The sequence below is a fragment of the Saccharopolyspora hirsuta genome (assembly GCF_008630535.1).
GTDB lineage: Bacteria > Actinomycetota > Actinomycetes > Mycobacteriales > Pseudonocardiaceae > Saccharopolyspora > Saccharopolyspora hirsuta.
In genome coordinates this window covers 147719-172848 of record NZ_VWPH01000001.1, presented here as the reverse complement: position 1 = coordinate 172848, position 25130 = coordinate 147719, and the positions used below count along the sequence as shown (strand labels likewise).

24 protein-coding genes are annotated in these 25130 nt (G+C 71.2%); 9 read left to right on the top strand and 15 right to left on the bottom strand.

Annotation, left to right across the window (positions count from 1 at the left end; genetic code table 11):
• Window positions 1-62 precede the first annotated feature (62 nt).
• The 5 genes from manD (at window position 63) to F1721_RS00770 (ending at window position 6744) form a co-directional block, all read left to right on the top strand.
• Window positions 63-1301, top strand: coding sequence for a D-mannonate dehydratase ManD (gene manD / locus F1721_RS00790; RefSeq protein WP_150064544.1), 1239 nt, complete (start codon window positions 63-65; stop codon window positions 1299-1301).
• A 70-nt stretch (window positions 1302-1371) separates the two neighbouring features.
• Window positions 1372-3882 carry a glycoside hydrolase family 31 protein gene (locus F1721_RS00785; RefSeq protein WP_246153969.1) on the top strand — a complete coding sequence of 837 codons (2511 nt, stop codon included), beginning with the start codon at window positions 1372-1374 and terminating at the stop codon, window positions 3880-3882.
• 11 nt (window positions 3883-3893) lie between these two features.
• Complete coding sequence (locus tag F1721_RS00780; RefSeq protein ID WP_246153967.1) at window positions 3894-4931, top strand: TRAP transporter substrate-binding protein; 1038 nt, start codon at window positions 3894-3896, stop codon at window positions 4929-4931.
• Window positions 4928-5440 (top strand): TRAP transporter small permease, encoded by a 513-nt coding sequence (locus tag F1721_RS00775; protein WP_150064543.1) that lies wholly within the window; start codon window positions 4928-4930, stop codon window positions 5438-5440. The genes F1721_RS00780 and F1721_RS00775 overlap by 4 nt, the downstream gene beginning before the upstream one ends.
• Window positions 5440-6744 carry a TRAP transporter large permease gene (locus F1721_RS00770; protein ID WP_150064542.1) on the top strand — a complete coding sequence of 435 codons (1305 nt, stop codon included), beginning with the start codon at window positions 5440-5442 and terminating at the stop codon, window positions 6742-6744. Before F1721_RS00775 ends, F1721_RS00770 begins: the two co-directional genes overlap by 1 nt.
• Before the next feature lie 40 nt (window positions 6745-6784).
• Here the strand turns inward: F1721_RS00770 and F1721_RS00765 are convergent, their stop codons facing one another.
• The 4 genes from F1721_RS00765 to F1721_RS00750 form a co-directional block, all read right to left on the bottom strand.
• Window positions 6785-7564, bottom strand: coding sequence for an SDR family NAD(P)-dependent oxidoreductase (locus tag F1721_RS00765; RefSeq protein ID WP_150064541.1), 780 nt, complete (start codon window positions 7562-7564; stop codon window positions 6785-6787).
• Between the two features lie 16 nt (window positions 7565-7580).
• Window positions 7581-8471 carry a VOC family protein gene (locus tag F1721_RS00760; RefSeq protein WP_150064540.1) on the bottom strand — a complete coding sequence of 297 codons (891 nt, stop codon included), beginning with the start codon at window positions 8469-8471 and terminating at the stop codon, window positions 7581-7583.
• A 21-nt stretch (window positions 8472-8492) separates the two neighbouring features.
• Window positions 8493-9677, bottom strand: coding sequence for an acyl-CoA dehydrogenase family protein (locus F1721_RS00755; RefSeq protein WP_150064539.1), 1185 nt, complete (start codon window positions 9675-9677; stop codon window positions 8493-8495).
• A gap of 173 nt (window positions 9678-9850) precedes the next feature.
• On the bottom strand, window positions 9851-10660 hold the full coding sequence (locus F1721_RS00750; protein ID WP_211840271.1) for an SDR family oxidoreductase: 810 nt from the start codon (window positions 10658-10660) through the stop codon (window positions 9851-9853).
• A gap of 121 nt (window positions 10661-10781) precedes the next feature.
• Between F1721_RS00750 and F1721_RS00745 the strand changes: the two genes are divergently transcribed.
• Window positions 10782-11297, top strand: a complete 516-nt coding sequence (locus tag F1721_RS00745; RefSeq protein ID WP_150064538.1) for a flavin reductase family protein — start codon at window positions 10782-10784, stop codon at window positions 11295-11297.
• 5 nt (window positions 11298-11302) lie between these two features.
• Here F1721_RS00745 and F1721_RS00740 read toward each other — a convergent pair whose 3' ends face one another.
• The 8 genes from F1721_RS00740 to F1721_RS00705 form a co-directional block, all read right to left on the bottom strand.
• Window positions 11303-11674, bottom strand: coding sequence for a nuclear transport factor 2 family protein (locus tag F1721_RS00740; protein ID WP_150064537.1), 372 nt, complete (start codon window positions 11672-11674; stop codon window positions 11303-11305).
• 14 nt (window positions 11675-11688) lie between these two features.
• The gene (locus F1721_RS00735; RefSeq protein WP_150064536.1) at window positions 11689-12729 is read right to left on the bottom strand and encodes a ferredoxin--NADP reductase; all 1041 of its coding nucleotides are present in this window, start codon (window positions 12727-12729) and stop codon (window positions 11689-11691) included.
• Window positions 12730-12748: 19 nt separating this feature from the next.
• Complete coding sequence (locus tag F1721_RS00730; protein WP_150064535.1) at window positions 12749-12967, bottom strand: hypothetical protein; 219 nt, start codon at window positions 12965-12967, stop codon at window positions 12749-12751.
• A gap of 13 nt (window positions 12968-12980) precedes the next feature.
• Window positions 12981-14147 (bottom strand): 3-ketosteroid-9-alpha-monooxygenase, oxygenase component, encoded by a 1167-nt coding sequence (locus F1721_RS00725; protein ID WP_150064534.1) that lies wholly within the window; start codon window positions 14145-14147, stop codon window positions 12981-12983.
• 289 nt (window positions 14148-14436) lie between these two features.
• Window positions 14437-15210 (bottom strand): SDR family NAD(P)-dependent oxidoreductase, encoded by a 774-nt coding sequence (locus tag F1721_RS00720; RefSeq protein WP_150064533.1) that lies wholly within the window; start codon window positions 15208-15210, stop codon window positions 14437-14439.
• Between the two features lie 14 nt (window positions 15211-15224).
• Window positions 15225-16757, bottom strand: coding sequence for an FAD-binding protein (locus F1721_RS00715; RefSeq protein ID WP_150064532.1), 1533 nt, complete (start codon window positions 16755-16757; stop codon window positions 15225-15227).
• A 77-nt stretch (window positions 16758-16834) separates the two neighbouring features.
• Window positions 16835-18529 carry a 3-ketosteroid-delta-1-dehydrogenase gene (locus F1721_RS00710; RefSeq protein WP_150064531.1) on the bottom strand — a complete coding sequence of 565 codons (1695 nt, stop codon included), beginning with the start codon at window positions 18527-18529 and terminating at the stop codon, window positions 16835-16837.
• A gap of 78 nt (window positions 18530-18607) precedes the next feature.
• Entirely contained in the window at window positions 18608-19465 is an 858-nt protein-coding gene (locus F1721_RS00705) for an SDR family NAD(P)-dependent oxidoreductase (protein WP_150064530.1), read from the bottom strand.
• A gap of 296 nt (window positions 19466-19761) precedes the next feature.
• Here F1721_RS00705 and F1721_RS00700 point away from each other — a divergent pair, with 296 nt between their 5' ends.
• The 3 genes from F1721_RS00700 (at window position 19762) to F1721_RS00690 (ending at window position 22328) form a co-directional block, all read left to right on the top strand.
• A complete protein-coding gene (locus tag F1721_RS00700; RefSeq protein WP_211840270.1) occupies window positions 19762-20640 on the top strand; it encodes an IclR family transcriptional regulator in 879 nt (292 codons plus the stop codon).
• A gap of 99 nt (window positions 20641-20739) precedes the next feature.
• Window positions 20740-21606 carry an alpha/beta fold hydrolase gene (locus F1721_RS00695; protein WP_150064529.1) on the top strand — a complete coding sequence of 289 codons (867 nt, stop codon included), beginning with the start codon at window positions 20740-20742 and terminating at the stop codon, window positions 21604-21606.
• 152 nt (window positions 21607-21758) lie between these two features.
• A complete protein-coding gene (locus tag F1721_RS00690) occupies window positions 21759-22328 on the top strand; it encodes a TetR/AcrR family transcriptional regulator (protein WP_246153965.1) in 570 nt (189 codons plus the stop codon).
• Between the two features lie 7 nt (window positions 22329-22335).
• Here F1721_RS00690 and dmpG read toward each other — a convergent pair whose 3' ends face one another.
• From dmpG to F1721_RS00675, 3 genes are read right to left on the bottom strand one after another with little or no spacing between them, the layout of a single operon-like run.
• Window positions 22336-23343 carry a 4-hydroxy-2-oxovalerate aldolase gene (gene dmpG / locus F1721_RS00685; RefSeq protein ID WP_150064527.1) on the bottom strand — a complete coding sequence of 336 codons (1008 nt, stop codon included), beginning with the start codon at window positions 23341-23343 and terminating at the stop codon, window positions 22336-22338.
• The gene (locus tag F1721_RS00680; RefSeq protein ID WP_150064526.1) at window positions 23340-24278 is read right to left on the bottom strand and encodes an acetaldehyde dehydrogenase (acetylating); all 939 of its coding nucleotides are present in this window, start codon (window positions 24276-24278) and stop codon (window positions 23340-23342) included. Before F1721_RS00680 ends, dmpG begins: the two co-directional genes overlap by 4 nt.
• Complete coding sequence (locus tag F1721_RS00675; RefSeq protein ID WP_150064525.1) at window positions 24275-25099, bottom strand: 2-keto-4-pentenoate hydratase; 825 nt, start codon at window positions 25097-25099, stop codon at window positions 24275-24277. The genes F1721_RS00680 and F1721_RS00675 overlap by 4 nt, the downstream gene beginning before the upstream one ends.
• Window positions 25100-25130 lie beyond the last annotated feature (31 nt).

Sequence of the window (25130 nt, the reverse complement as noted above, 5' to 3'; positions counted from 1 at the left end):
CACCGATCACCCGAGCACGGCGGACCGGCGTACCGCTCGTCGTTTCAAGTCAAGGAGGACCAGTGCTCATCGAGCGCGCAGACGTCATCGTCACCAGCCCGGGCCGCAACTTCGTCACCCTGAAGATCACCACCGACGACGGCGTGGTCGGCTACGGCGACGGCACGCTGAACGGCCGGGAGCTGTCGGTGGCCAGCTACCTCACCGACCACGTCGTGCCGCTGCTGATCGGGCGCGACGCGCACGCCATCGAGGACACCTGGCAGTACCTGTACCGCGGCGCGTACTGGCGGCGCGGCCCGGTGACGATGGCCGCGATCGCGGCGGTGGACACCGCTTTGTGGGACATCAAGGCCAAGGTCGCCGGGCTGCCGCTGTACCAGCTGCTCGGCGGGGCCAGCCGCGACCGCTGCCTGGTCTACGGCCACGCCAGCGGCAAGGACATCCCCGAGCTGTTCGACTCGGTGCGCCAGCACATCGAGGAGGGCTTCCGCGCGATCCGCATCCAGACCGGCGTGCCGGGCCTGGACTCGGTGTACGGCGTCGCCTCCAGCGCGGCCGCCGCGATCGGCGACGACACCCGCTACGACTACGAACCCGCCCGCCGCTCCGCGCTGCCCGCCGAGGAGAGCTGGGACACCCGCGCCTACCTGCGGCACGTGCCCTCGGTGTTCGAAGCCGTCCGCGGGGAGTTCGGCGAGGACATCGCGCTGCTGCACGACGCGCACCACCGGCTCACCCCGATCCAGGCGGCCAAGCTGGGCAAGTCCCTGGAGCCCTACGACCTGTTCTGGCTCGAAGACGTCACGCCCGCCGAGAACCAGGAAGCGCTGCGCTGGGTGCGCCACCACACCACCACGCCGCTGGCGATCGGCGAGGTGTTCAACTCCGTGTGGGACTACCAGCACCTGATCCGCGAGCAGCTCATCGACTACGTGCGCTCGCCGATCACGCACGCGGGCGGCATCAGCAGCGTGCGCCGGATCATGGACTACGCGGCGATGTACCAGGTCAAGTCCGGGATGCACGGTCCGACGGACGTCTCTCCGGTCGGGCTGGCGGCCGCGGTGCACCTCGGGCTGGCGCTGCACAACTTCGGCATCCAGGAGTACATGGTCCACAGCGAGCAGACGCGGGAGGTCTTCGGGCCCACGCACGAGTTCGCCCACGGCGGCCTGCGGCCGAGCGAGAAACCCGGGCTGGGCATCCACTTCGACGAGGACCTGGCGGCGAAGTACCCCTACGAGCGGGCGTACCTGCCGGTGAACCGCTTGCAGGACGGCACGGTTCACGACTGGTGAGCCGAGCCCCATCATTGTCGTCGGCGCTGCCGCCCGGGCAGCGGAATCCGCCAGATCGAGAGAAGTTCACGTGCGCGTCACATCACGAGTCGAGCGAGTGGAGCGGTCCGGTGACCAGGTCCGGGTCCGCACCGACGGTGTCGAGATCCGGCTCATGTTCCCGGCCGACGGCGTCCTGCGCGTTCGCGCCGGTTTCCAGGGCGACTTCGCCGAGGAGTCCTACACGCTCACCACGACGGCGTGGCCGGACCGGCTCGACGAGTTCATGGGCGCCGAGCGAACGCGGGTGACGCCGCTGCCGTTCGACGTCGAGGACCTGGGCGACCGCGTCCGGGTGACCGGCGGGAACCTCCGCGTGGACGTCGAGAAGGACCCGTTCCGGATCCGCGTCCACGACGAGGCGGGCACCCTGCTGCACTCCGACGTCGTCGGGCTCGGCTACCTGGAGGACGCCAACGGTCGCCGCATCCACACCAGCGAGATCTCCCGCGACGACGCGTTCTACGGCTTCGGCGAGACCACCGGGCCGCTGAACAAGGCGCAGAAGCTCATCACGCTGAGCCCGAAGGACGCCCTCGGCTACGACCCGCGCGAGACCGACCCGCTGTACAAGCACATCCCGTTCTACATCAAGATGAACCGGGAGAACCGGAAAGCGGTCGGGTACTTCTACCACAACACCTACGACTGCGACTTCGACCTCGGCCGGGAGCGGAGCAACTACTGGCCGCCGCACAGCCGCTACCGCGCCGACGGCGGCGACATCGACCTCTTCCTGATCGCCGGTCCGGGCATCCGCGACGTCGTGCAGCGCTACACCGCGCTGACCGGCAGGCCACCGCTGCTGCCCAAGTACGCGCTGGGCTACCTGGCCTCGTCGATGTACTACTCCGAGCTCGACGCGGACAGCGACCGCGCGATCATCGAGTTCATCGACATCGCCCGGGCCGAGGACATCCCCGTCGACGGTTTCCAGCTCTCGTCGGGCTACACCGCGCAGGAGACCGAGGCCGGGTCGAAGCGGTGCGTGTTCACCTGGAACGAGCGCCGTTTCCCGGACCCCGAGGGCTTCTTCGCCGCGATGGCCGAGCGCGGCATCACCGTGTCCCCGAACGTCAAGCCCGGCGTCCTCGACGTCCACCCGCGCTTCGAGGAGTTCGACGCGGCCGGCGTCTTCGTCACCCGCAGCGCGGACGCGGCCGGTGACGGCCCCGCCGTCGGTGCCTGGTGGGGCGGGCCGGGCCGGTTCGTCGACTTCACCAAGCCCGCCGCCCGCGAGGCGTGGCAGCGCTGGCTCACCGAAGCGGTCCTGGACAAGGGCACGACGTCGGTCTGGAACGACAACTGCGAGTACGACGGCATCATCGACACCGACTCCGGCGTCGACTTCGAGGGCGCAGGCGCGACGATCGGCCGTCTGCGCAACGTCATGCCGAACCTGATGTGCCGGGTGACCCGCGACAGCATCGCCGCGACGAACCCGTCGGCCCGCCCCTACATCGTGTGCCGGTCCGGTCACGCGGGCATCCAGCGCTACGCGCAGAGCTGGGCGGGCGACAACTCCACCTCGTGGGAGTCGTTGCGGCACAACATCGCCACGATCCTCGGGATGGGCCTGTCCGGGTTCCCGCACCACGGCTGCGACATCGGCGGCTTCCACGGCCCCGCACCGGATCCCGAGCTGCTGGTGCGGTGGGTGCAGCACGGCATCTTCCAACCGCGGTTCTCCATCCACTCGGTCAACTCCGACAACACGGTGACCGAGCCGTGGATGTACCCCGACCGGACTCCCCACGTCCGCGACGCCATCAAGCTGCGCTACCGGCTGTTCCCCTACCTGTACTCGCTCGCGGCGCGCGCCTCGGCGACCGGCTGGCCGATCGTGGAACCGCTGGTCAGCGCGTTCCAGCACGACCCGGCGGTCGACGAGACGTCCGAGGAGTTCATGCTCGGCGACGCGCTGCTCGTCGCCAACGTGCTCACCCCGGGGGCGAGCACCCGCACCGTCCGGCTCCCGGAGGGCGAGGTGTTCTACGACGCCTGGACCCGGGAGCGCTACGAGGGCGGGCAGGTCGTGGAACTGCCGGTGGACCTCGGCTCGATCCCGCTGTTCCTGCGCGGCGGCGGCATCGTCCCGGTCTCGGAGAACCAGTTGAACAGCCTCACCCGCGACGAGGTGACCCAGCTGCGGCTGATCTGCGCCCCCGATCGCGACGCGGAGTTCACCCTCTACGAGGACGACGGCCTCACCCGCGCCCACGAGGACGGCGCGTTCCGCACGACCGAGGTCCGGATGACCGCCGGTGAGCAGGTGCGCCTGGAGCTGACCCGGCGCGGCGAGTACCGCAGCTCCGTCGAACGGCTGCTGTTCGACGTGGTCCGGCCCGGCCGGTGCCCGCACTGGGTCGCCCTCGACGGCCAGCGCCTCCCGCAGCACCTGCACCGCGGTCGCTTCGACGCCGCGGAAGTGGGCTGGCACTACGACATCGGGCTCGGATCCGTGCTGATCAAGACCCCCGATCCGGGCGGCGACCTCGCCGTCGCGATCTCGTTCGAGCCCGTCGACATGATCGGCATGTGAGAAAGGCACGCATGAGGAACCGATTGATCAGCGGCACCGTCGCCCTGGTCCTCGTCGCGGCCCTCGCCGCGTGCGCGCCGGTGTCCGGCGCGCGGACGAGCGCCGAGGCGACGCCGGAGAACCCCCTGGTGCTGAGCCTGGCGAACAACCTCAGCGACGACCACGTCACCTCCCAGGCGCTCGCCTCGTTCGCCGACGACGTCGAGCGGCGCAGCGGCGGCCGCATCGTGGTGAAGATCTACGGCAACGGTCAGCTGGGCGCCGAACCCGACGTGCTCGGCCAGCTGCACGAGGGCATCGTCGACATGACCCGGGTCAGCGCACCGGGGCTGGCGACCTACGCCCCCGGCTACCACACCTTCGGCCTGCCCTACGTCTTCGACTCCGAGCAGGAGTTCTACGACGTGATGGACTCGCCGCAGATGGCCGAGCACTTCCGCTCGACCGCCGACGACGGCTTCGTCGGCCTCACCTACTACACCTCCGGGGCGCGGTCCTTCTACACCGGGAACACGCCGGTGCGGACGCCGGAAGACCTGCGCGGGCGGAAGATCCGCGTGCAGGACATGCGCTCGCAGACCGACTTCGTCGGCGCGCTGGGCGCCGCCCCGGTCGTGATGGCGTTCAGCGACACCTACACCTCGCTGCAGACCGGGCTGATCGACGGCGCCGAGAGCAACGAGACGGTGCTCACCGACAGCGCGCACGGCGAGGTCTCCCACGCGTTCTCGATGACCGAGCACACCCGGATCCCCGACATGCTCGTGATCAGCACCCAGACCTGGGAGCGGCTCGACCCGGCCGACGAGCAGCTGCTCACCGAGGCGGCCCGCGCGTCGACCGAGCGGCAGAAGGTCGACTGGGCGAAGACCACCCGGCAGGCGGTCGCCGAGGCGGAGGCGATGGGCGTCGAGTTCATCACCGACGTCGACACCGCGGCATTCCGCGAGGCCACCAGGCCGGTGGTGGAGCAGTACGCCGCGCAGTACCCGGAGGTCGCGGAGCTCCTGTCCGTCATCGGCTCGGCCCGGAAGCGAGGCACGCCATGACCGCGCTCGACCGTCTCAACCGGGTGCGACGAGCGCTCGGCGGCGTGCTGGCGGCCTTCGCCGGTGCCCTGCTCGTCATCATGACCCTGCTGGTGCTGTACCAGGTCTTCACCCGCTACGTCCTGGGCTCGCCCGCGGCCTTCACCGAGGAGCTCGTGCGCTACGCGCTCATCTGGACGTCGATGATCAGCGCCGCGTACGCGTTCCTCCAGCGCAAGCACATGTCGCTGGTCGTCCTGCGGGACCGGTTCTCGCCCCCGGTGCGGCGCGCGCTGGTCCTCGGCTCGGACGTCCTCGTGCTGGTCTTCGCCGTGGTCGTGCTGGTGGTCGGCGGCACGATGCTGGCGCTGAGCGCGGCCACCAACTACTCGGCGCTGCTGGGGATCTCCCGGGGCCTGGTCTACGCGATCGGACCGATCGCCGGGCTCGCGATCGCGTTCGCGCAGCTGCTCAACATCTGGGAGGACCTCGTCGGCGAGGTCTCGATCGAGACCGAGGGGACGGACTGATGGGTGCCCTGACCGCTGTCGCCGTCCTGTTCGGCGCGTTCTTCGTCCTGCTGTTCACCGGGGTGCCGATCTCGGTGTCGCTCGGGATCGCCTCGTTCGTCACCGCGCTGGCGTTCCTGCCGTGGGACGACTCCACCTACATCATCGGGCAGCAGATGAACGTCGGCATCGAGAGCTTCTCGCTGCTGGCCGTCCCGCTGTTCATCTTCGCGGGCAACGTCATGAACACCGGCGGCATCGCACGTCGGCTCGTCGACCTCGCCCTGGTGGCGGTGGGCCGGGTCCCCGGCGCGCTGGCGCACACCAACGTGCTGGCGAACATGCTGTTCGGCGCGCTGTCCGGCTCGGCCGTGGCGGCGGCCGCCGCGATCGGCAGCACGCTGCACGAGCGCCAGCGGAAGGCCGGGTACGACCCGGCTTTCGGGGCCGCGATCAACATCGCCTCGGCCCCGACCGGGCTGCTCATCCCGCCGACGACGGCCGCGATCGTCTACTCGACCGTCGCGGGCGGGGTGTCCGTCTCGGCGCTGTTCATGGCGGGGTACGTGCCCGGCATCCTGATGGGGCTGGTGATCATGGTGATCGCCTTCGCGTTCACCCGGCGGGAGAAGTACCCGAAGGTCGACCGGGTCACCGCGGCCGAGGCCTTCCGGGTCCTGCTCGGGGCGATCCCGGGCCTGCTGCTGATCGTCGTCGTGGTCGGCGGCATCGTGCTCGGGGTCTTCACCGCGACCGAAGGCGCCGCGGTCGCCGTCCTGTACACGCTGGTGCTGTCGCTGGCGTACCGGAGCATGTCGTGGACGGCCCTCAAGGACGTCGTGACCCGCACGGTCGTCGCGACCGGCATCGTCATGTTCCTCATCGCGGCGTCCGCGGGCATGTCCTGGGTGATGGCCTACACCGGTATCCCGACGGCGATCACGCAGGCGCTGCTGTCGGTGGCGGACTCGCCGGTGGTCGTCCTGGTGCTGATGCTCATCCTGCTGCTGGTGGTGGGCACGTTCATGGACATCACACCGGCGATCCTGATCTTCACCCCGATCCTGCTGCCCATCGCGGAGGAGGTCGGCATGGACCCGGTGCAGTTCGGCATGGTGCTCATCCTCGCGATGTGCATCGGCACCATGACGCCGCCGGTCGGATCGGTCCTGTTCGTCGGGACCGGCGTGAGCGGGGTGTCGATCGAGCAGGTCGTCCCGAAGCTCCTGCCGTACTTCGTCGGACTGGTCCTGCTGCTCATCGCCGTCACCTTCATCCCCGCCCTGTCCCTGGGCCTGCCGGGAATGATGGGCCTGCTCGACTAGCGGCGCGGAGGGCACCTCCGGGGGGAGGTGCCCTCGGGCGTCAGAAGTGGGTTCCGCCGTCGATGCGGATCTCGGTTCCGGTGATGAACTCGCCGTCCTCGGAGGCGAGCATGGCCACCACCGACGCGACCGTCCCCGGGTCGGCGAAGCCGTCGCCGATGGCCGGGCTCAGCTTCGCGAACAACGACATGTCGGCGTCCTCGGGCAGGCCCGGGCCGACGCTCGACCTGCTCGCGCCGCTGCCGTCGGTCATGCCCGACGAGATGGAACCGGGTTGCACCGAGGTGAAACGGATGCCTCGCTTGGCGTACTCGGCGGCGAGGGCGTGCGTCATCGACTGGATGCCGCCCTTGCTCGCCGCGTAGGCCGCCATGTACGGGTGCGCGAAGGCCGCCGAGGTGGAGCTGAAGTTGACCACGGCGGGGCTGTTGCCCTCCAGCAGGGCAGGGATGGCTTCGCGGATCACCAGGAAGGTCCCCACCAGGTTCACCGACAGGATCTCGGTGAAGTCCGCGAGGGGCATCTCGTGGCTGTGCGCGGAGCGCAGGATCCCGGCCGCGTTGACCAGGACGTCCAGGCCGCCCAGCGCGGAAACGGCCTCGGCGACAACATCCTTGACCGATTCCTCGTCGGAGACGTCGAGCACGAGCGTGCTGAGCCGGTCGGTGCCCGCGTTCTGCGCGGTGTCCGCCAGGCCCTGCTCGCTGATGTCCGCCGCCACCACGCTGCCGCCTTCGACGAGCACGCGGAGCGCGGTCGCCTGGCCGATGCCCGAGCCCGCACCGGTGATGAGCGCGCGCCGACCTTCGTAACGGTTCATGTCCCGCTCCACGAGGTCAGGAGCCGAAGTCCCACTTGTGGCCCCAGTAGCTGTCCGCGGTGATCTCCTCGGCCGTGTAGGAGGTCTCGTCGACGAGCATGCCGTCGCAGCCGACCTCCAGGTCCCAGCCGCCAGGGGTCCGGACGTAGAAGGAGACCATCTTGTCGTTGGTGTGGCGGCCCAGCGTGGACGAGACGTGGAACCCGGCGTCCACCACCCTGTCCAGGGCGCGGCCGACCTGGTCGAGGTCCTCCAGCTCCACCATGATGTGCACCAGGGCAGGCGCCTTGAGGTCCGGCGACGGCAGCAGCGCGAGGCTGTGGTGCCGCGCGTTGACGCCCATGAACCGCAGCCGCACCGGGCCGTGCTCCGGCGGGGCGGGCAGCCGGAACGCACCGCGGGGCAGGAAACCGAGCGTTTCGGCGTAGAAGCGGTACGCGCCGTCGAGGTCGCTGACCGGGACCACGACGTGGCCCAGGCCCAGCTGACCGGTGACGAACCGGTTGTCGAACTTCGTCGCCACCGGGCTGTGGTCCAGCGCGGGGCCGTGGAAGACCTCCAGCGGGGTGCCGCCCGGGGCTTCGAAGGCGATGCCCGCCTCCACCCTGCGGGTGTCGGCCTCCTCCCCGGTCAGCGGTTTCGGGGCGAGCCCGGCCGCTTCGACCGCGTCCTGGACCCGCTGCAGGGCCAGGTGGTCGCGGACCTCCCAGCCCACGGCCTCCACCCGGTCCACCTCGCCCGGGAGCACCACGATCCGGCCGATCCGCTCGTCCAGGCGCAGGTACAGCGCGTCCGCCTCCGGACCGCTGCCCTCGGCGAAACCGATGGTGTCGTAGGCGAACTTCCGCCAGGCGTCGAAATCCGCGGCGCGGACCCGGACGTAGCCCAGCGAGCTGATGTCGGTCATGGCTTCCTCTCCAGTCGTGGATCAGATCAGGGCCCGGAGCTGCTCGGCGGGCTCGATGCCCATCGAGGTCAGGGCGTTCGAGTGGTAGATCGAGCCGGGGATGTGGATGGCGTGCTGGAGGCCGACGTGCGCGTCGCGCCAGAACCGCTGCACCGCGTTGGTGCGGCGCACCGCGTTCCCGCCGGAGCGGGCGAAGATCTCGTCGGCCGCGGCCACCGCGCGCCACGCGCAGCGGACCTGGTTGCGGCGCACCACCGACCGCTCCTCGAAGGTGATCGGCTGGCCCGCTTCGGCCCGGTCGTAGAGGCGGCTGACGCCGTCGAGCAGCTGCGTGCGGGAAGCGGCGATCTCCGCGGCCGCCTCCGAGATCGCGTACAGCGTGTGCGGGTCGTCGCGGACCCGGGTGCCTGCCGCCATCACCCGGTCCCGCTGGTAGTCGAGGTGGCAGGCCAGCGCGCCCTCCACGATGCCGACGACCGCCGACGTGATGCCCAGCGGGAACATCGTCCAGAACGGCAGCCGGTACACCGTCTCGGTGCGGCCGACGCGCTCGGCTGCTCGCTCCCCCTGCGCGACCTCCTCGGCGTCGATCGTCCGGTACGCCGGGATGAACGCGCCGTCGACGACGACGTCCTTGCTCCCGGTGCCGCACAGGCCGATGACGTCCCAGGAGTCGTCGACGATCGTGTAGTCCTGCCGGGGCAGCACCACGTGCAGCACCTGGGACGGCTGGGCGGGCTTGCCCTCGGCGTCGCCGACCAGCGCGCCGAGGAAGATCCAGTCGCAGTGGTCGGTGCCGGAGGAGAACTGCCACCGTCCTTTGAGGACGTAACCGCCGTCGGTGGGCGTGGCGATGCCGCTGGGCATGTACGGCGAGGCGATCCAGGTGTCCGGGTTCTCGCCCCAGACCTCCTGCTGGAGCTGCCGGTCCATGAGCGCCATCTCCCACGGGTGGACCCCGCCCACCCCGCACACCCAGCCGGTCGACCCGCACGACTTCGCCACCGCCATCACCGCTTCGGCGAAGTCCCGCGGGTGGGCCGCGTACCCGCCGAAGTCGGTCGGCTGCAGCAGCCGCATGACCCCGGCCTCGCGCACCAGCTTGACGCTCTCGTCCGACAGCTTGCCCAACCGCTCGCTGTCCTCCGCGGTCGCCGCGAGCCGGGCGGCGACCTCTTCCACTCGGCGAACCACCTCGTGCGCCATGCACGCACCTCCGGACTGCTCGGACGACCGCCGCCGGTCTGCGGCGGTGCGATGAAGCTAGGTCCGGTGCGCGGACCCGCCCCACCCCTGCTCCCGCTGACCGGGACCCGCTCGACGCCCCACCGCTGACCGGGACCGACCGGCGCGAATCGCGCACGCTCGCGCTAGTTTCGCTACCAGGTCCGGTCCCCGCGCAGGACCGCTTCCGCGCCGCCGTCGACGAACACCACCTGGCCGGTGACGTGCGAGTTCTCCGGGGAGCTGAGCCAGGCGAGCAGCGGCGCGACCTGCTCCGGTCGCGCGTGACCGTGCAGCGGCATGGGGACGCTGCCGTCGACGAGCTGGCGACCGGCTTCGGAGTCGAGCATGCCCCGGGTCATCGGCGTGACGACGGTGCCGGGGGCGATGGCGTTGAGCGGTATTCCCGCACCCGCCCATTCCGGGGTGATCGCGGTCCGGCGCACCCACCGGGCGATCGCCACCTTCGACGAGGAGTACACCTGCGCACCGGCACCGCGCTCCACCGCGGCACCGGCGGCGGTCACCGCGGCGTCCTCGTCACCGGCGAGCGCAGCGTCGACGATGTCGGGGTCAGCCTGGTGCACCGACGCCACCGAGGAGACCACGACCGCGCGCGGATCGGTGCCGCGCGCGAGGAGCGGGCGCAGGCCTTCGAGCACGGCCACCGCGCCGAAGTGGTTGACCCGGATCGTCACGGGGTCGAACAGCGCGACGCCAGCGCACGCGATCACGCCGTCGAGCTTGTCTCCGGCCAGGTCACGAGCGCGGTCGACGAGCGCAGCTCTTCCCGCTCCGGTGGCGAGATCGGCGGTGATGTCGGCGTCGCGCCTGTCGGCGCCGATCACCCGGACACCCCGTTCACGCAGGTACGCGCTGGTCGCAGCGCCGATTCCCGAGGCGCTGCCGGTGATCAGGAAGGTGCGGGGCATGTTCCGGCCCTTCGTCTCGGCTGTTCCGGGCATTGTCGGTCCCCCGCCACCACGTCCCCACTCCCGCTCCCGCTGACCGGGACCTGCTCGACGGCCCGCCGCTGACCGGGATCCGCGGCCGCGAACCTCGCGCACCCGCCCTAATTTCGGGTTCATGACGCAGCAAGCGCAGACCTCGACCGACGTCGTGACCCCGCACGCGTTCCGGCGGGCCATGTCCGACTTCGCCACCGGGGTGACGGTGGTGACCGGGCTCGACGACGCGGGGCCGGTCGGTTTCGCCTGCCAGTCCTTCGCCTCGGTGTCCCTGGACCCGCCGCTGGTCATGTTCTGCGCCGACCACCGCGGCCGCTCCTGGCCCCGGATCCGCCGGACCGGCCGCTTCTGCGTGAACGTCCTGGCCGGGCACCAGGACGAGCTGTGCGCGCGGTTCGGCTCCAGCGACGGACGCAAGTTCGACGGGGCGGAGTGGTCCTGCTCCCGCTGGAGCACACCCGTCCTGCCCGACGTGCTCATGCGCGTGCACGCCGACGTCCACCAGGTGGTCGCGGCGGGAGACCACGACATCGTCGTCGGGCGCGTCCTCGGAGTGGAGCGCCCGGCGCAGCACCGACCGATGATCTTCTTCCGCGGCCGGTTCGGCATCGGCGAACCGGCCGCGGAGCGCTGAGCGGGTTACCGGACCTGGACGTCCTCGGCGGACCAGAACGCCTGCATGCTGGTGATCCGGCCGAATTCGTCGAAGGTCATGACGTCGATCGGCTCGATCTCGACGACACCGTCCGGTGTCTCGGTGCGGACGCGGAAGTGGAACGCGGCGCTGTTCCCGGCGACCCGGACCGCGAGCAGCTCGGTCTCCTGGCGCAGGTTCTCCAGGGCCGAGTAGAACTCGGTGATCGCCGCCCGGCCGCGGACCGGTTCGCTGCCCACCGGGTCTTCGAGCACGGCGTCCTCGGTGTAGAGGGCCGCGACGTCCGCTGCGCTTCCGGTCGCGACGGTCTTCAGGTAGCTCGCGACGGTGTCGCGGATGACGGACGGCTCCGGCATGGCCTCTCCTCGTGTCAGTTGTCGTCGTAGGTGACTTCGACGTGCTCGGTGATCGGCACGGACTGGCAGCCCAGCACCCAGCCCTCCGCGAGGTCCTCCTCCTCCAGCACCTCGTTGCGCAGCATCTTCACCTCGCCCGAGACCAGGCGGCAGGCGCAGGCGCTGCACGCGCCCTCCTTGCAGGAGAACGGCGCGTCCACCCCGTTCGCGTGGAGCAGGTCGAGCAGGGTGGTCCCACCAGGCCAGGGCAGCTCGTGGTGCTCGCCGTCGAGGGAGACCGAGACGGTGGCCGCCGCTTCGGCACCGGGGGCGATCGCCGTTTCCCCACCGGCGAACGGGTCGGAGCTCAGCGACCGGAACTGTTCGAGCACCACCCGGTCGCGGCTCATGCCGACCTGCCCCAGCGCGGCGGTCACCGCGTCCATGAACGGCTCCGGGCCGCACACGTAGGCCGCGTCCCGGTCCGCGAAAGGTCTTGCCAGTGCGGCGATCTCGTCCACGGTCGGCAGCCCCTGGACGCTCTGCAGCAGGTGGATCGGCACGAACCGGCCCGGGTGCCGGGCGGCCAGCGCGGTGAGCTCGTCGGCGAAGATGACCGACCGCTCGTCCCGGTTGGCGTAGATCAGCACCGCGGTCCCGGTCCGCTCGTGCAGCAGCGCGCGGACGATCGACATGATCGGGGTGATCCCGCTGCCGCCCGCGAAGAGCAGCAGGTCGCCCGCGAGGGACTTCGGGGTGAACGTCCCGGCTGGCGGGAGCACCTCCAGCTCGGTGCCGGGGCGGGCGTGGTCGCAGAGCCAGTTCGACCCGACCCCGCCCGCCACCCGCTTGACCGTCACCTTCAGGCCCTCGTCCAGGCCGGGAGCGCTCGACAGCGAGTAGCAGCGCGCGACGTGCTCGTCGCCCAGCGGGATGCGCAGGGTCAAGAACTGGCCCGGGCGGTAGGCGAAGCGGTCGGCCGCCCCGGCGGGCACGTCGAACACCAGCGACCGCGAGTCGGCGGTCTCCTCGATCACCTCCCGGACCCGCAACCGGTGCGCGGCGGACTCGGTCATCGCACGCTCCTCCCCCGCATCACGGCGCGTCCACCTGGAGCTCCCCGCGCCGCACCGCCGTTTCGATGCTGTCGCGCAGCTGCAGGCACGTCAGGACCGTCGCGCGGTCGGCGTTCGGGCTCTGCGCGAGCTCCGCGCAGCGGTCGGTGTCGGTGGTCCACTGCACTTGCGTGTGGGCCGGGCTGTTCTTCTTGACCAGCACGCACGTGCCGCAGCTGCGGCAGGACAAGGGTTGCACCTGCGGTCTCCGATCAGGCGGTGGGAGCGCTGTCGTCGACGATCACGCGGCCGTGGGCCAGGTTGTCGTCGACCTCGGCCTGCCAGAACTCGATCGCGCGCTCGGTGTCGATCTCGAACTCGAACCGCCGGTTCATCTCCGGGGTCACGTCCTCGACGTCGACGTAGAACTGCTCGTACCAGCGCCGCAGCTGGTAGACCGGCCCGTCCTCCTCGCACAGCAGCGGGTTGTCGATCCGGGCCTTGTGCTGCCAGATCTCGACGTCCTGCAGGAAGCCCTTCTCCACACCTGCGGCGAAGCCCTGCGCCATCTGCTCGGCGTCCGCATCGGACATCCCCTCGGGCTTCTTGACCATCGCGCCCCACTGCAGCACGAAGCTCGTGGGGGACACCGGGTAGTGGCAGTTGATCAGCACCGTCTCGATCGTGGTCTCGCCGGTGTCGCTCCACAGGTAGTCGATCATGTAGGAGGGCCCGTAGTAGGCGGCGCTCGACCGCAGCGTGCTGTCGTCGCTGTAGTTCGTGCCGATCTTCACGTCCGGCCGGGCCTTGCTGTGCATCGTCTGGCTGGCGATGTGCCCCTCGAAGACGTTCTTGAAGTAGGTCGGGAACGAGTAGTGGATGTAGAAGAAGTGGGCCATGTCCACCACGTTGTCCACGATCTCGCGGCAGTTCGAGCCGTCGATGCGCAGCGAGTTCCACGTCCACGGGGTCCTCTCGTCCGAGCCGACCCCGGGGATCTCCGGGATGGTCACCTCCGGCGGCGGCTGCTTGCCCTGCGGATCGTTCCACACGAACAGCTGCCCGTTGCGCTCCAGCACGGTCCACGCCTTCGTACGCGCCCGCGGCGGCACCCGCCGCGCGTACGGGATGCTCGCGCAGCGCCCGCTTCCCGGCCAGCGCCAGTCGTGGAACGGGCAGGCCACCTCGTCGCCCTTGACCTCGCCCCGGCTCAGGTCCCCGCCCATGTGCGGGCAGTAGGCGTTGAGCACGTTCAGCGCCCCGCTGCTGTCGGCGAACACCACCAGCTTGGTGCCGAAAGCCTCGATCGCGTGGGGCTTTCCGCTTCGGTAGGTGTCGGCGAGGCCGAGGCAGTGCCAGCCGCGCGCGTAGCGGGTCGGCGGAGCCTCAGCCTCGATCACCCGCACCTCGTTCTCCTCGGCCGTCCGCGGTGCTGCCATGGGGAACTCCTCCGACTCGGTCCCGTCGATTCGCCTCCATGGTGGGAAGTCCGGGCCACCCGGAACAGGCGCCCTCCCGCTCAACGAGACCGGCACCGCGGCCGGATCCCGCGATTTCAATGGAAATCGGATGTCCGATTTCCATTGAAATCGCGCAGATCTCCGCCGGGCGTCGGCGCGTCGGACGCGGACATGCCGATGTGATCCAATTTCCATTGAAATCGGAGGTTCGATTTCAATGGAACTTCGATCCGTCGCGACGGGCGAGGTCGCCGAGCGCGGGGTCGGGTCAGTCGAGCGAGCTGAGGCGGTCGCTGGCCGTGACCCCGCCGTCGACGAAAACCGTGCTGCCCGTGACGAAACTGGCCTCGGTGCTGAGCAGGAAGCGGACGACGGAGCCGACCTCCGCCGGTTGCCCGACGCGGCCGAGCATCGCGTCACCGCGCATCCGGGCCCCGCGCCGGTCGTCGGCGAGGCTGCGGCGGAGCATCGGCGTCTCGATGTAGCCCGGGCAGACCGCGTTCACCCGGACCCCGGAGCGGCCGAGCTGCGCGGCCAGCGACCGCGTCAGCCCGAGCAGTCCGGCCTTCGAGGCGCTGTAGGAGGGGATGTTCGCCTGCCCTAGCGTCGCGTTGATGGACGAGATCGCCACCACGGCCGAGTCCGGCAGCGCGGTCAGGTCGTCGGCGAGCGCGGCGGTCCCGTAGGCGAAGGCCGTGAGGTTGACGTCGAAGACGCGCTGCCACGCCTCCAGCCGGACCTCCGTCATCGGCGTCGAGTCGACGATCCCGGCGCAGTGCGCGAAACCGCCCATCCGGCCGACGATTCGCCGGGCTTCGGCGAGCGCGTCGTCGTACCGGGACACGTCGGCGACGTCGATCCCGGTCGCGACGACCGGCACGCCGTGGTCCTGCTCGACCTGCGCCGCGACGTCGGCCACCCCGCGTTCGTCGCGGTCCCACAGGACCACCGGTCGCCCGGCGGCGGCCAGGGCACGAGCGCAGGCAGCACCGATCCCGGAGGCGGCGCCGGTGATCAGCACGGGTGTGTTCGGTGAAGACATGGTGCTCCTCGTGATCAGCGGGTGAGCATGTCCAGCGCGGCGAGGTGGCTGAACACCATGCAGGACCCGATCGGGTTGCCCCCGCCCGGATACGTGGTCCCGCTGACCGCGGCCATCGAGTTGCCCGCGGCGTACAGACCGGGGATCACCTCGCCCGAGGCGGTGAGCACCCGGGCGCTCGCATCGGTGCGCAGGCCGCCCTTGGTGCCGAGGTCGGAGACGCCGAAGGCGGCGGCGTGGAACGGGCCCTGCTCGATCGGCACCAGCGGGGATCCCCCGCCGGCGAACGACCGGTCGTAGGGCTCGTCCCCCCGGTGGAAGTCCGCGTCCGCCCCGGCGGCCGCGAAGTCGTTGAACCGCGCCACGGTCCGCTCCAGGTTCTCGGCGGGAACACCGATCTTCCCGGCGAGCTCGGCCAGCGTGCCCGCGCTGAACCACAGCCCGGCGTCGACGTAGTCGCCGGTCTCCCCCATCGGGACGCTGGTGGAGCGCACCGGCGGCCGCTCGCCCTCGCGGTCGTCGTAGATCATCCAGAACGGCAGCGCCATCCGGTCCGCGCCGACGCGTTCGAGGACGACGCGGCCGATCCGGTCGTACGGCCAGGACTCGTTGACGAAGCGCTCGCCCGCACCGTCGACGAAGATGCCGCCGGTGAACCACAGCGAGAACGTCGACGTCCCGTCCGGGTGGACGATGCCCGGCGACCACCAGGCCTCCGACATCAGGTCGGTGTCGGCACCGACGTCGATCCCCGCCCGGATGGCCCTGCCGAGGTTCTTCGGCGCTCCCATCGTGTCGCGCGCCGCGCCGGGAACCCCGTGCGCGGTCCGCATCTCCTGGTTCCGCTCGAACCCGCCGGAGGCGATCAGCACGCCGCGCCGCGCGCGGATGCGCCGCCGCTCGCCGCCTTCCTCGACCACAGCGCCCATGACCTGACCGTCCGAGGTGACCAGCTCGTCGCACACCGATTCGCGCCGCAGCCTCGCGGAGTCCATCTTGGACAGCGCGAGCAGCAGCCTGCCGATCAGCGCTTGGCCGCCGATGAGCAGGTCCGGCAGCGGCGCGCCCGCCCGCTCGACGTCCACCGGTGGCCGGAGCTGGTCCCGCAGCGAGCCGATCCGCTCCGGCGTCATCGGCATCGGCATGATGTGCCGCCCGGTCGCGCTGGCCCCCGGCGCCGACCCGAAGTAGTCCGGCCAGGGGTAGACGACGAACTCGAAGTCGTCGTCCTCCTCCAGGTAGTCGACCAGGCGGGCGCCGTTGTCCAGGAACGCGTCCTGCAGCTCGCGGGGCGTGCGGTCGCCCACCACCGCGCGGAAGTAGGTCTTCGCCGCCTCCGGGGTGTCCTGGTCCCCGGCGCGCTTGAGCACCGCGTTCCCCGGGAACCACAGCCCGCCGCCGGAGTACGCCGTGGTCCCGCCGAACCTGTCGGCCGCCTCGACCACCAGCACCGAGAGCCCCTCGCGGGCCGCGGTGTACGCCCCGGTCAGCGCGCCGCCGCCGGAACCGACCACCAGCACGTCGCACTCGTCGTCCCAGATCGCCATGCGAGCACGATGCTCGTCGGCCGCCCCGCGGTCGCGGGCCGGTCCCACTGACCGGGAGAGGTCGCGGACCACCGTCGTCAGGCCCGGCTCGCGGCGTGCTTCGCCACGACGTAGCCGTAGACGAGGCCCTGCCCGATGGTGGCCCCGGCGCCCGGGTAGGTGGCGCCGAAGGCGTTGGCCGCGGTGTTCCCGATCGCGTAGAGCCCGTCGATCGGTGACTCGTCGGCCCGCAGCACGCGCCCGTGTCCGTCCGCGCGCAGGCCACCGCAGGTGCCGAGGTCGCCTAGGACGATCCGCACCGCGTGCAGCGGGCCGTCGAGGGGGCGCAGGTTCGGGTTCGGCGCGACGGTCGGGTCGCCGTAGTAGCGGTCGTACGCGCTGGCCCCGCGGTGGAAGTCGTCGTCCACACCCGCTGCCGCCAGTTCGTTGAACCGGCGCAGGGACGCGACGACCCCCTCCGCCGGGAGCCCCGCCCGGCGGGCCAGGTCGGCCGGGTCGTCCGACCGGTGCGCGATACCGGCCTCGTACCAGCTCTGCGGCAGCGCCATCCGCGGGAACACCCCGCCCGCGTAGACGTAGCTGTTGCGGTAGCGCTGGTCGAACACCATCCACATCGGTCCGACGGGGTCGCCGGACCGCTCGCGCGCCAGCACCCGCTGGCCGAAGCTCATGTAGTCGGTGGACTCGTTGACGAACCGGCGGCCGTGCCGGTCGACGATGAGCGATCCCGGCAGCGACCGCTCGGCGAGCAGGACCGAGGGCTGCCCGCCGGGCAGCGGCGCGACGGCGGGGAACCACCACGCCTGGTCCATCAGCGCGATGTCGGCCCCGACCTCCTGGCCGATCCGGATGGCGTCGCCGGTGTTGCCGCGGTTGCCCAGGCTCCAGCCGGGTTCGAGCGCCTCCGACTGGAACTCCTTGCGCCACGCGATGTCGTGGTCGAAACCCCCGGCCGCGAGCACGACTCCGCGCCGGGCTCGCACCGCCACCTCACGTCCGCCCTGCTCGACCACCACGCCCGTCACCCGGCCACCCTCCGCGGTCAACCGCTGCAAGGAGGTCCGCGTCCACACCGGGATCCCGGCCCGGAGCACTCCCCCGTACAGGCCCGCGGCGAGCGCCTGACCTCCCGCGACGTACTCGCGGCCGAGCAGCTTCCCGCCGATGCCCTGCGCCATCCGCAGCGCCACCCGCGGCAGGCCGCGGCTCGGCACCCGGGCCATCAGGTTCATCCACTTGTAGTCGTAGCCGGTGATCGGCATCGGCACCGGCGACTTCAGCGCCGACGACCGCAACCGGGCCCGTTCGGCGCCCAGCGACGCGACGTCGAAGGGCTTGCACTCGCAGCTGCGACCGGCAGCGACCCCGCCGGGCAGTTCCGGGTGGTAGTCGGAGTAGCCCTTGCTCCACATGAAGCGCATCGACGTGGTCCGCCGAAGCATCCGGATGGTCTCGTCGCCGTGGCGCAGGAAGCTCTCCCACCGCTCGTCCGGCGCGGAGCCGTGGACGACGGACCGCAGGTAGGCCTCGGCGCGCTCCGGCGAGTCGACCGCGCCCTGCTCCGCCAGCAGCGAGCTCGCCGGGATCCAGAACGCGCCACCGGACAGGGCCGTCGAGCCACCGACGTAGTCGGTCTTCTCCACGATCAGGACGTCGAGGCCCCGCTCGTGCGCGGCGAGCGCGGCGGCCATCCCGGTGCCGGAACCGATCACGACGAGGTCGACCGCGGTATCGCGCGCGGGGGTGGGAGCGGGCGGTGTGCTCGTGGGCATCGACGTCTCCTCGCCGTGGTGCTGGTGCTGCGCGGCATCGCACCACCGCTGCGACCTGCGGTGAAGCCCTCCTCCCGCTCAACGGGACTGCTCGGGTGCGGCGAAGCGGCTCCGGTGCGGCGCCGGTGCGCGGTGGTTCGCGAGCTGGTCGGCGCGGGCCGACATGGCCGCGTGCACGACCTCGGGGTGGGTGACGATGTAGAACTCGCCGCGCGCGGCCTGCGCCACGATGTTCTCGGCCGCTTCGTCGGCGCTCATGGCCTGCTCGCGAACGGCCAGCATGCGCTTCCGCTGCGCCTCGGCGGCCGCGACGTCGCCGGACTCGACGCCACCCGCGGCGCTGAAGATGTTGGACTCCACCAGCCCCGGCAGCACCGCCGAGACGGCGATGTCCGCACCGATCTCGGCGATCTCCTGGTACAGGCACTCGGTCATCGCCAGCACCGCGTGCTTGCTCATGATGTAGGGCGCTTGCAGGGGGACCGAGGTGACCGCGCCGATCGAGGCGAGCGAGAGCACGTGACTGCGCCGACCAGCGGCGATCATGCCGGGCAGGAAGGCCCTGATGCCGTGGAAGACGCCGCTGATGTTGACGTCCACGACGCGCTGCCAGTTCAGCGGCGGGACGTCCCACAGGTAGCCGAACTGCTCGACACCGGCGTTGTTGATCAGCAGCCGGACCGGGCCGAACTCCTCCTCCACCTGGCAGGCCAGCCGGTCGACCGCATCAGGATCCCGGACGTCGACGACGCGCGGCACCACGCGTTCCCCCAGCTCGTCGGCGATCCGGTGCGCGGCCTGCGCGTCGACGTCGACGGCGATCACGGTCATGGCGAGGTCCCCGGCGAGGTGCCTGGTCAACCCGGCACCGATCCCGGCTCCGGCCCCGGTCACCACGGCGAGGCCGCCGCCGAAGACCTCCTGCGCAGTGGGCATGGGGTTCCTCCAACGGAACCGTTCCAGCGAGCGCGGGAAGCCGATCCGTCCACAATCGACACCGCGATCCGGCGCGGGCGGGATTGACAGTTTCAATTGAAACTGTGGTCACCGGCGGTGACCGTAGCCGACCGGGGACGGCGGTTCAACGCGCGCTCCCGCTGAGCGGGATCTCGGATTCTTGCTCCCGCACAACGGATTTCGCGGCTCAAGTGCTTTCCGGGCGCACACGCCGCTGCTAGCATGCGATTAGAATCAATTCCAATTCGCCGATCGAGCCGATCGAGAGGTGTGGCATGACCTCAACGTTGAGGACGAGTGCCGAGCCGGCAGTCGAGCAGCGCGTCCCGCCGTCCATGGTGGAGCGGCTGACGCTGATCCTGGACCTGTTCGAACGCCCGCACACCCACCAGACGCTGGAGGACGTGACCCGGCGGACCCGCCTCCCCCGCTCCACGGCCCACCGGATCCTGGACCAGCTCGTCCGCCTGCGGTGGCTCGACCACACCGCGGCCGGGTACCGGCTGGGCAAGCGCGCGCTCGGGCTCGGCGGCCGCGAGATCGGGCAGAACGCCCTGCGCAGCGCGGCGGCGCCGGTGCTCCACGACCTGGCGATCCGCACCGAGCTGGTCGTGCACCTGGCGGTCCTCGTCGACACCGAGGTGTACTACCTGGACAAGGTGGGCGGCCGCTCCGCCGTCGAGGTGCCCTCGCGGGTCGGCGGGCGCGCCCCGGCGCACTGCACGGCGCTCGGCAAGGCGATGCTCGCCTGGCTGCCCCCGGAGCGGGTCGAGGCCGAGTACGGCAACCCGGTGCGGCGCACCGCGCGCAGCATCGCCGATCCCGGCGTCCTGCACCAGGAGCTGGACCGGATCCGGCGCCGCCGCGGGCTGGCCTTCGAGCGCGGCGAGTGCTTCCCGAAGATCGGCTGCGTCGGCATCGCGCTGCGCGGACCGGACGGCCCGGTGGCGGCGATCTCGCTGGTGGGCGACGCGCGATCGCCCCTGGAGCGGGTCGCGCCGCTGCTCATCCAGGCCGCCCGCGGCGTCTCGACCGAGCTCGCCGCCATCGCGGACGTGCCCAAGCAGCCGCGGCCGAACCTCGCGGTCGCCCAGCGGTCGTGGTCGAACGAGCCGGTGGCCCAGCTGCTCGCGGTCGGCGGCGACTGGCTGTGACCGGTCCCGCTGTGCGGGATGGACCAGACCGCGCGCACCCGCCCGCTCCTACGGTCCTCCAAACGCCACCAGCGTCCTGATCGGAGGGTCCTGCACACCATGATCGAACCGACCTGCGAGAGCACCCTGCGGGAGCTGCGCACCGATGAAGGCGTGCTGCGCTACCACGAAGCCGGGCAGGGGCCGCCGCTGCTGATGCTGCACGGTTCCGGTCCCGGGGTGACCGGTTGGCGCAACTACCGCGGCAACCTCGCGGTGTTCGCCGAGCACTTCCGCTGCCTGGTGCTGGAGTTCCCGGGGTTCGGGGTCAGCGACCCGACCGACGAGCACCCGATGGTCGCCGCGCCGAGCGCGGTGCTGCGGTTCCTGCGCGGCCTGGGCCTCGATCAGGTGGACGTCATCGGCAACTCGATGGGCGGCATCGTGGCGGCCAACCTCGCCATCGCCCGACCCGGCCTGTTCCGGCGCATCGTGACCATCGGTGGCGTGGGCCGCAACATCTTCAGCCCCTCGCCCGGCGAGGGCATCAAGCTGCTCGTGGACTTCACCGAGGACCCGACCCGGGAGAAGCTCGTCCGCTGGCTGCACTCGATGGTCTTCGACCCGGCGGTGGTGACCGAGGAGATGATCGAGGAGCGCTGGCAGCAGGCCACCGACCCGAAGACCCTCGAATCCGCGCGCCGCATGTACAGCCGCGAAGCGCTGGCGGCCGCCGCTGCCGCATCGGACCAGCAGCCGTACTGGGCGATGCTGCACAAGATCACCGCACCGACGCTGATCACCTGGGGCCGCGACGACCGGGTCAGCCCGGTCGACATGGCACTGCTGCCGATGCGGACCATCCCCCGCGCCGAGGTGCACGTCCTGCCCAACTGCGGGCACTGGGCGATGATCGAGCAGAAGGAGGCCTGGGAGAGCGCGGTCCTCGCCTTCCTCACCCGACCGGACGGCCAGTCCACCAGCTGAAAGACTGTATTCACTCAACTTGCGTAGCGGTGCAGGTAGCGGAACCTCAGAGGCACGATCCGATCCTGGTCCTATCCTGGAACTGACCAGGTGCGACCGGAACAGGGGGAACAGTGGCGAGAATCGCCGAGGCCCGGCCACCCGCATCGCCGATGTCCGAAGGGCAGGTCGCGCGCCGGGACCGCATCCTCGACGCCGCCACGGAGCTCGGCGCCCGGGCGGACCTCGACCACGTGCAGATGACCGACGTGGCCAAGGACGCCGGGGTCGCGATCGGGACGCTCTACCGCTACTTCCCGTCCAAGACGCACCTGTTCGCCGCGGTCTTCGAAGCGCAGCTCGGCAAGCTCCTCGGACGGCTGTGGCCGGACGAGAGCGAGGACCTCGTCAGCGACATCGGCGAGGTCCTCGTGGCGCTGAGCCGGGAACTGCTCCGCCGCCCCCGGCTGTGCGCGGCGATGGTGCAGTGCGCCGCCACCAACTACACCTCGGGCCCGTTCGGGTCCGCGGAGCGCGATTCGGCGCTGTTCCACGCGATCCTGGACACCCTCACCCGCTCCGCGCCGGGCGAGGAGGTCGAGAGCACCGTCCGCCTGCTGGTGTTCAGCTGGTGGGGCGTGCTCATCTCCCGGCTCAGCGGCAAGACGACCACCAAGCAGGCCGACGCCGACATCCGGCTGGCGACCCGGCGCCTGGTCGGCCCGCTGCTGCCGTTCCGGTGACAGGTACCTATGCGCTGCGGGCCGTCAGGTCGAGCGCGATGTCGACGATCATGTCCTCCTGGCCGCCGACCAGGCCCCGGCGCCCGACTTCGAGCAGCAGGCTGCGGGCGTCCACCCCGTACTGCTCGGCCGCGCGCTCCGCGTGGCGGAGGAACGACGAGTACGCACCGGCGTAGCCGAGGGTGAGGGTCTCCCGGTCGACCTGCACGGGCCGGTCGCGAAGCGGCCGGACCAGGTCGTCGGCGGCGTCCTGCAGCGCGAACAAGTCGCACCCGTGCTGCCAGCCCTCGAGCTCGGCGACCGCGATGAACGGCTCGATCGGGCAGTTCCCGGCCCCGGCGCCCTGCCCGGCCAGCGAAGCGTCGACGCGGACGGCGCCCTCCTCGATCGCGGCGATGCTGTTGGCCACCGACAGCGAGAGGTTCTCGTGGGCGTGGATGCCGATCTGGGTGGCCGGGTCGAGGACCTCCCGGTAGGCGCGGATCCGTTCGCGGACCCCGCTGGTGGTGAGCCGACCGCCCGAGTCCGTGACGTACACGCAGTGCGCGCCGTAGGACTCCATCAGCTTGGCCTGGGCGGCGAGCTCGGCCGCCGGGCTCATGTGGCTCATCATCAGGAAGCCCGCCACGTCCATGCCCAGCTCGCGGGCCTTCGCGATGTGCTGCGCGGACACGTCGGCCTCGGTGCAGTGGGTGGCGATCCGCACCGATCGCACGCCGAGGTCCCAAGCTCGGTCGAGCTCCGCGACGGTGCCGATCCCGGGCAGCAGCAGCGTGGTGAGCACGGCGTTGCCGATGTTGTCGGCCGCGGCCTCCAGCCACTCCCAGTCGGTGTGGCTGCCCGGCCCGTAGTTGACCGAACCCCCGGCGAGGCCGTCGCCGTGGGCGACCTCGATCGCGTCGACCCCGGCGGCGTCCAGCGCGGCCACGATGCGGCCGACGTCCGCCGGGTCGATGCGGTGCCGGATCGCGTGCATGCCGTCCCGCAGCGTCACGTCCTGGATGTAGAGGGTCATCGAGCGGCCTCCGGGGTGCTGGCGACGGTCTCGGCGACGCGCAGGGCGGCCGAGGTCATGATGTCGAGGTTGCCCGCGTAGGCGGGCAGGTAGTGCGCGGCGCCCTCCACCTCCAGGAACACCGACACCCGGGTGGTGACCGGTCCGGCCCCGGCGGGCACCAGGGTGTGCACCGGTTCGCCCGCCTCGACCGGCGTGAACTGCACGCGCTGCTTGAGCCGGTAGCCGGGCACGTACTCGGCGACCTGCTTGACCACCTCCTCGACCGAGGCGCGGACGGCGTCCTGGTCGGCGTCGCCGATCAGGCAGAACACCGTGTCGCGCATGATCAGCGGTGGTTCGGCGGGGTTGAGCACGATGATCGCCTTGCCGCGGGCCGCACCGCCGACCGACTCGATGGCGCGCGCGGTCGTCCCGGTGAACTCGTCGATGTTGGCCCGGGTGCCCGGCCCGGCGGACTTCGACGCGATGGAGGCGACGATCTCGGCGTAGTGCACCGGGGTCACCGCGGACACCGCTGCGACCACGGGGATCGTGGCCTGCCCGCCGCAGGTGACCATGTTGAGGTTGCGCTCGCCCAGGTGCGCGTCGAGGTTGACCGGCGGCACGACGAACGGGCCGATCGCGGCCGGGGTGAGGTCGATCAGCGTCTTGCCGAACGGGGCGAGCTTCGCGGCGTTGGCGAGGTGCGCCTTGGCCGAGGTCGCGTCGAGCACGATGCCGATCTCGTCGAAGCCCGGCAGCGCGATCAACCCGTCCACGCCGTCGGCGGTGGTCGGCACGCCGAGCCGCGCGGCCCGGGCGAGCCCGTCGGAGTCGGGGTCGATCCCGACCAGCGCACCCACTTCCAGGGCTTCGGAGGTGCGCAGCACCTTGATCATCAGGTCGGTGCCGATGTTGCCCGAGCCGATGATGGCGACCTTCGTCTTCGTCATGCCTCTTCCCCGGAGAACGTGGTGGCGACCTCGCCGAGCGGGTCGATTTCCGCGCGGAAGCGCATCCCCGGACGGGCCGGGACCAGCGGCCCCAGTGCCCCGGAGAGCACGATCTGCCCAGCTCGCAGCGGGTCGCCGAAGGACCGCGCAGTCCGGGCCAGCCAGGCGAGCGCGGCGAGCGGATCGCCCAAGCACGCCGCCCCGCTGCCCTCCGAGACCAGCTCGTCGTCGGCGTAGAGCCGCATGGTGGTCTCCCGCGGCTCGAACTCGTCGAGCGGGAGCCGCCGGTCGGCCAGCACGAACAGCCCGCTGGAGGCGTTGTCGGCGATGGTGTCGGTGATCGCGATGTCCCACCCGGCGATCCGGCTGTCGACGATCTCCAGCGCGGGCACCGCGTGGTCCACCGCAGCGCGCACCCGCGCCACGTCCAGCTCGCCGTCGGCCAGGTCTTCGGCCAGCACGAACGCGATCTCGGCCTCGACCCTCGGCTGCAGCAGGCGGCCCGAGGGGATCTCGGCCCGGCCGGAGACGTCCATGTCGGCGAAGAGCACCCCGAAATCGGGCTGGTCGACGCCCATCTGCCGCTGGACCGCGGGCGAGGTCAGCCCGATCTTGCGGCCCACCGGCACCGCTCCTCTGCCCTCCCGCTGCCGCGCGAGCTCCTGCTGCACGGCGTAGGCGAGGGCGACGTCGGTCTCGCCGAGCACGTCCCGCACCGGGGCCGCGGGCGTTCCCGTCCGCTCGGCCCCGCTCAGGCGGGCGACCGCGTCCGCGATCGGAAGTTCTTCGGAATTCCCGGAACCGGCTGTCGCTGCAAGCACACCGCCACCCTCGCACGCTCCTCCGCGCAAC

Excerpts from the sequence above, each read along its gene's own strand:
- F1721_RS00780 (WP_246153967.1), top strand. The coding sequence starts at position 3,894 with ATGAGGAACCGATTGATCAGCGGCACCGTCGCCCTGGTCCTCGTCGCG.
- F1721_RS00775 (WP_150064543.1), top strand. The coding sequence starts at position 4,928 with ATGACCGCGCTCGACCGTCTCAACCGGGTGCGACGAGCGCTCGGCGGC.
- F1721_RS00770 (WP_150064542.1), top strand. The coding sequence starts at position 5,440 with ATGGGTGCCCTGACCGCTGTCGCCGTCCTGTTCGGCGCGTTCTTCGTC.
- F1721_RS00765 (WP_150064541.1), bottom strand. The coding sequence starts at position 7,564 with ATGAACCGTTACGAAGGTCGGCGCGCGCTCATCACCGGTGCGGGCTCG.
- F1721_RS00760 (WP_150064540.1), bottom strand. The coding sequence starts at position 8,471 with ATGACCGACATCAGCTCGCTGGGCTACGTCCGGGTCCGCGCCGCGGAT.
- F1721_RS00755 (WP_150064539.1), bottom strand. The coding sequence starts at position 9,677 with ATGGCGCACGAGGTGGTTCGCCGAGTGGAAGAGGTCGCCGCCCGGCTC.
- F1721_RS00750 (WP_211840271.1), bottom strand. The coding sequence starts at position 10,660 with ATGCCCGGAACAGCCGAGACGAAGGGCCGGAACATGCCCCGCACCTTC.
- F1721_RS00745 (WP_150064538.1), top strand. The coding sequence starts at position 10,782 with ATGACGCAGCAAGCGCAGACCTCGACCGACGTCGTGACCCCGCACGCG.
- F1721_RS00740 (WP_150064537.1), bottom strand. The coding sequence starts at position 11,674 with ATGCCGGAGCCGTCCGTCATCCGCGACACCGTCGCGAGCTACCTGAAG.
- F1721_RS00735 (WP_150064536.1), bottom strand. The coding sequence starts at position 12,729 with ATGACCGAGTCCGCCGCGCACCGGTTGCGGGTCCGGGAGGTGATCGAG.
- F1721_RS00725 (WP_150064534.1), bottom strand. The coding sequence starts at position 14,147 with ATGGCAGCACCGCGGACGGCCGAGGAGAACGAGGTGCGGGTGATCGAG.
- F1721_RS00720 (WP_150064533.1), bottom strand. The coding sequence starts at position 15,210 with ATGTCTTCACCGAACACACCCGTGCTGATCACCGGCGCCGCCTCCGGG.
- F1721_RS00715 (WP_150064532.1), bottom strand. The coding sequence starts at position 16,757 with ATGGCGATCTGGGACGACGAGTGCGACGTGCTGGTGGTCGGTTCCGGC.
- F1721_RS00710 (WP_150064531.1), bottom strand. The coding sequence starts at position 18,529 with ATGCCCACGAGCACACCGCCCGCTCCCACCCCCGCGCGCGATACCGCG.
- F1721_RS00705 (WP_150064530.1), bottom strand. The coding sequence starts at position 19,465 with ATGCCCACTGCGCAGGAGGTCTTCGGCGGCGGCCTCGCCGTGGTGACC.
- F1721_RS00700 (WP_211840270.1), top strand. The coding sequence starts at position 19,762 with ATGACCTCAACGTTGAGGACGAGTGCCGAGCCGGCAGTCGAGCAGCGC.
- F1721_RS00695 (WP_150064529.1), top strand. The coding sequence starts at position 20,740 with ATGATCGAACCGACCTGCGAGAGCACCCTGCGGGAGCTGCGCACCGAT.
- F1721_RS00690 (WP_246153965.1), top strand. The coding sequence starts at position 21,759 with ATGTCCGAAGGGCAGGTCGCGCGCCGGGACCGCATCCTCGACGCCGCC.
- dmpG (WP_150064527.1), bottom strand. The coding sequence starts at position 23,343 with ATGACCCTCTACATCCAGGACGTGACGCTGCGGGACGGCATGCACGCG.
- F1721_RS00680 (WP_150064526.1), bottom strand. The coding sequence starts at position 24,278 with ATGACGAAGACGAAGGTCGCCATCATCGGCTCGGGCAACATCGGCACC.